The 3823-nt window shown below is 33.5% G+C and carries 5 protein-coding genes; 1 reads left to right on the top strand and 4 read right to left on the bottom strand.

Annotation, left to right across the window (positions count from 1 at the left end):
* Nucleotides 1-69 precede the first annotated feature (69 nt).
* Nucleotides 70-510, top strand: coding sequence for a universal stress protein (locus ENO17_02095; protein HER23837.1), 441 nt, complete (start codon nucleotides 70-72; stop codon nucleotides 508-510).
* A gap of 33 nt (nucleotides 511-543) precedes the next feature.
* Here ENO17_02095 and ENO17_02090 read toward each other — a convergent pair whose 3' ends face one another.
* The 4 genes from ENO17_02090 to ENO17_02075 form a co-directional block, all read right to left on the bottom strand.
* A complete protein-coding gene (locus ENO17_02090) occupies nucleotides 544-879 on the bottom strand; it encodes a hypothetical protein (protein ID HER23836.1) in 336 nt (111 codons plus the stop codon).
* Nucleotides 880-1292: 413 nt separating this feature from the next.
* Complete coding sequence (locus ENO17_02085; GenBank protein HER23835.1) at nucleotides 1293-1667, bottom strand: DUF4345 domain-containing protein; 375 nt, start codon at nucleotides 1665-1667, stop codon at nucleotides 1293-1295.
* Between the two features lie 439 nt (nucleotides 1668-2106).
* Nucleotides 2107-2880, bottom strand: coding sequence for a class I SAM-dependent methyltransferase (locus tag ENO17_02080; protein ID HER23834.1), 774 nt, complete (start codon nucleotides 2878-2880; stop codon nucleotides 2107-2109).
* 175 nt (nucleotides 2881-3055) lie between these two features.
* Nucleotides 3056-3823 (bottom strand): hypothetical protein (locus ENO17_02075; GenBank protein HER23833.1); only part of this gene is annotated, 768 nt, incomplete at its 5' end.

The raw sequence follows: 3823 nt of genomic DNA, 5'->3' as shown, positions 1-3823 counted from the left end.
TCACCTATCTGTGATAAAATATAATATACTCTGGTTTCCAATAAAATTTATAAAATAATGGAGGTTTATATGAAAATTTTAGTATGTATGGATGGATCGAAGCACAGTCAAAAAGCTCTGGAAGAAGCTTCTATAATCGCTAAAGGATGCAATGTTGATGAAGTTGCTATAATACATGTCTATGAAAGAGATATACCCCTGATATCATTTAGCATTACACCTGAACAAATGGTAAGCATTAGAAAGGTGATGGAAAAGCATCAAGATGAAAGAAAAAAGATGTTGTCAGAAGCTTTAAAATTTTTTGAAGAGAAAAATATAAAGGCACGTACAATTTTAAAGGAAGGACATCCCGCGGATACCATCATAAATACGGCTCACGATGAAGGATACGACATGATCATTATCGGCAGCAGAGGTGTAAGCGGTTTACAAAAATTATTCCTTGGAAGTGTAAGTAATGCTGTAATTCATGAAGCAAGAAATTGTAGCGTACTTGTAGTGAAGTAAGCTAGCCCTCAAGTAAAGGAATATCAAAAAATGTTATGCCCTTCCCCCTAATTCACCTAAACTTGTTGATGGAGCATCTTTAACTTTAATAAAATACCTATTATTTTTACGTTCGATCTCAATCTTGATTATATCAAAATCATCTGGAAGTAACCTTATGTGAGCTATATTTTTCCTTGGCACAAGCAATATCCTTAGCCCATCATCAATATCAACTGGATTAACTTGTCCATATATAACAATAATTCCTTTTCCTTCGACCTTTATCCAGTTTTCTGTAAACTCTAAAACTTTTCCGATAAAAACCCACAAAGACTGTTCAGGAAAGTTTCTTTTAAATCTTATTTTTACAATATTTGAAACTATCATATGATTCCCCCCTTTGTTTATACTAATTTACTTATACGATAAACTTTTTAAAAATCCTTCAACTTGATGGCTAAAGGGCTGGGAATGGCCAGACTCCCCGGACAGAACGAGTTTCGCAACTTCTGCATGAGAGATGAGGCTAAAAAAGTATATCGGAAATTAGAAGAAGTGATTGTTATTTATTAAGAATTAAATTAAAAATTTAATTAAAATTTATCTCAAGGTAATCTGAGCTTCTTTGCTTATATTACTCTAATACTTGTAATAATTAACTTTCTATAAATTTACAAATATAGCTACTCTTTCAGCCCGTCTTTATCAATTTACTAATCGCTTAGTTTTTCAATAAACTAATACAATAAAAATATATAAATAACTTTCTGAAGATCAAAATGCATTACCTTTTTCTTTGATTAAAGAACTTTCTTGGCCTGACTGCGACTCCAGTAAAGAAGAGCGGATAGGATCAAAAGAAGACAGGTTGGTATTGCAATAAACCAGGTTGCTCCATCATATTCACGCACAATCCAACTGTATAGTAATCCTAAACCAGAGAGTAAATGTGCCAAGGCTAAGGATGTCACAAAAATATTCTGCTTCTCAGGTTTACCAAAAACCATGAGAGTACCAATCGCCCAGGCAATAAGAACCCCTCCTGGCCAACGTAGCCAGCTAGCTTCAACGAGGCTACCTCCAGATAACTTGACTAAGGTATTAGGAATAAGTAAAAAACCAAGTCCGTAAACTAATGACACAATTGCAGCCAATATCAAAGCAAATTTCAACATTTTAACATCATCGTTCTGGGCTATGATATATTACCTCCTTTTTACTATTAATAGACGGGCTGAAAGAAAGTTAATCATTTATCTCATTTAAATCCAGCTGTTTTATAAAATTAATTAATAAGACTTTAAGTATGTTTCGATGTTAAATTTTTTTAAAAAATAAGATTTAAATATTCGATTAATCTTCTAAATGTTATATACTACAAATTCTTGATAAATCCTTCTTTTTTCGTAAAATATTTAAAAATAAAAAAGCCCTTCAGCAAAGGCCAAAGGGCTGGGAATGGTCTGGCTCCCCCTATTGGACGTGTTCAGAACTTTTAAGGGGAATATTACAACTGAATGGGTGGAGTGACCGAAGGGAACGGAATCGGGTAAACGCTTTATATACCGTTAATTCCGCTACGTTAGCCGTCAGCACGGATGCTGGCGGGGCTTTTTATATTTTCTTTCCAATATAAAATACATACCCATAATATTCTTTATACTTATTATAAAGTTCAGCTCCATGCTTTTCGTATTTTACAAATTCTTCGACAGATTTATTACCTTTGTATTTATCCAAAAATATTTTTTGTGCTGTTATTTCCGGTTTAAAGAAATTTTCAGTCCAGCAAACCTCAGGCAATATGAATGATGCCATAACAACATAGCCTGCTTTTTGCATTTGAGCAATTTTAGTTGGAATGGTGTCTATTTCAGGATATGCTTCATTCCAAAAATCAAATATTTCTTTTGGCTGTTCTTCTGTAAACCATGATGCTTCAGTAACAGCAACATAGCCACCTTTTTTCAAAAACTTATTCCAATAATTCATACCTTTTTCAAAACCAATATTATATATTGCTCCTTCACTCCAAATAAGGTCTAATTCATTTAATTGAAAATCAAGTTTATCCATTGAACCAATAACGCCTTTAACTCTGCTTTGAAGGTTCAATTTTTGGGCATTGTCATTTAGTTTGTCGATAAAACCAGGGAATAAATCAATGGCTGTAATATTCCCTGGAATGTTTTGAGCCAAAACTATAGTTTGACCTCCAGTACCACAACCAAGATCAACAATGTTTGATTTTTCGTGTATATTATCAATAAAGTCCAATGCTTTTATTGTTGCTTCCTGGCTTCCTGGGCCTTGACGATCCATACTGGAAAAGTATTCGCAAATTAATGCAATATCAAAATCGTGAATATTATACTCTTTATCGCTCATTTTGTGTTCCTCCAAGAACTTCGTTATGCTATAATTTATTATTTTATACAATATACTTTTACAGTGACATGACTGTCACCGTTATAATTCCCTCCGAAATATTAGGAATTAATGGCATATAACTTGTTTATATCCGAACTCAGGCTTTTTTAGTTTATACTTTTAATAGAATTTGTCAACATTTTGTTTGAGTCCAATACATTTGCACCATTTCCGCATCTCTGTTATTTAACTTACTACAATATTCTATCGGAGTCAAAAGATTCAAGCTCCTATGAGGTCGATAGAAGTTATACTCGATGAGACAATCATAGAGTATTTCATTAATTTTGCTTACACTGGTTTCCTCATAAAACCTATCTAGATATTCGCTCTGGACCGTACCATTGACCCTTTCCACAAAGGCATTCATCTTGGGAGACTTGGGATAATTGTAAACCAAAGTCATCTTTCTTTTCTCTACCTCTTGGGCAAAATGCTTTTCCCACTCTGATCCATTATCTATCTGTAGATATTTGATTTTATAGTTGTGTAAGTAAGTTAGCCTGAAGAGAAAATCTCGAGCATTCAAACTGGTAGCTCTTTGATAAGCTCTCACATAATAAAGCCTGGATAAGGGATCTACCGCAGAGAAGAGAAAGACTTTTGTAAACCTTAAGTTTAATTCTATAGTATCAATCTGCAGCCATTCGGAGATCATTCCTTTCATATCTTTTTTTACCTGGGCTAACCTGGTTCTCTTCTTCTTTAAAGTCTTTATTCTTTTGGTTGGTATCTTTACCTTGGGGAGAACAGACCTATATTGTGTTAGGATTCTGCTTACTGAGGAAACTGAAATATTTATATGGCAATCTCTTTCTAATATTCTTTTAATCTTCTCTTTACCAAAGTAAGGATATTTCCTTCTTATTTGACAGACCTGCATCTCTACTTGATGATCCCT

The organism is Candidatus Atribacteria bacterium (genome assembly GCA_011056645.1).
Taxonomy (GTDB): domain Bacteria; phylum Atribacterota; class Phoenicimicrobiia; order Phoenicimicrobiales; family Phoenicimicrobiaceae; genus Sediminicultor; species Sediminicultor quartus.
This window is presented reverse-complemented; position numbering and strand designations above follow the sequence as displayed.

What these genes read in the sequence shown, in the direction of transcription:
- ENO17_02095 (HER23837.1), top strand. Translation starts at nt 70, where the DNA reads ATGAAAATTTTAGTATGTATGGATGGATCGAAGCACAGTCAAAAAGCT.
- ENO17_02090 (HER23836.1), bottom strand. Translation starts at nt 879, where the DNA reads ATGATAGTTTCAAATATTGTAAAAATAAGATTTAAAAGAAACTTTCCT.
- ENO17_02085 (HER23835.1), bottom strand. Translation starts at nt 1,667, where the DNA reads ATGTTGAAATTTGCTTTGATATTGGCTGCAATTGTGTCATTAGTTTAC.
- ENO17_02080 (HER23834.1), bottom strand. Translation starts at nt 2,880, where the DNA reads ATGAGCGATAAAGAGTATAATATTCACGATTTTGATATTGCATTAATT.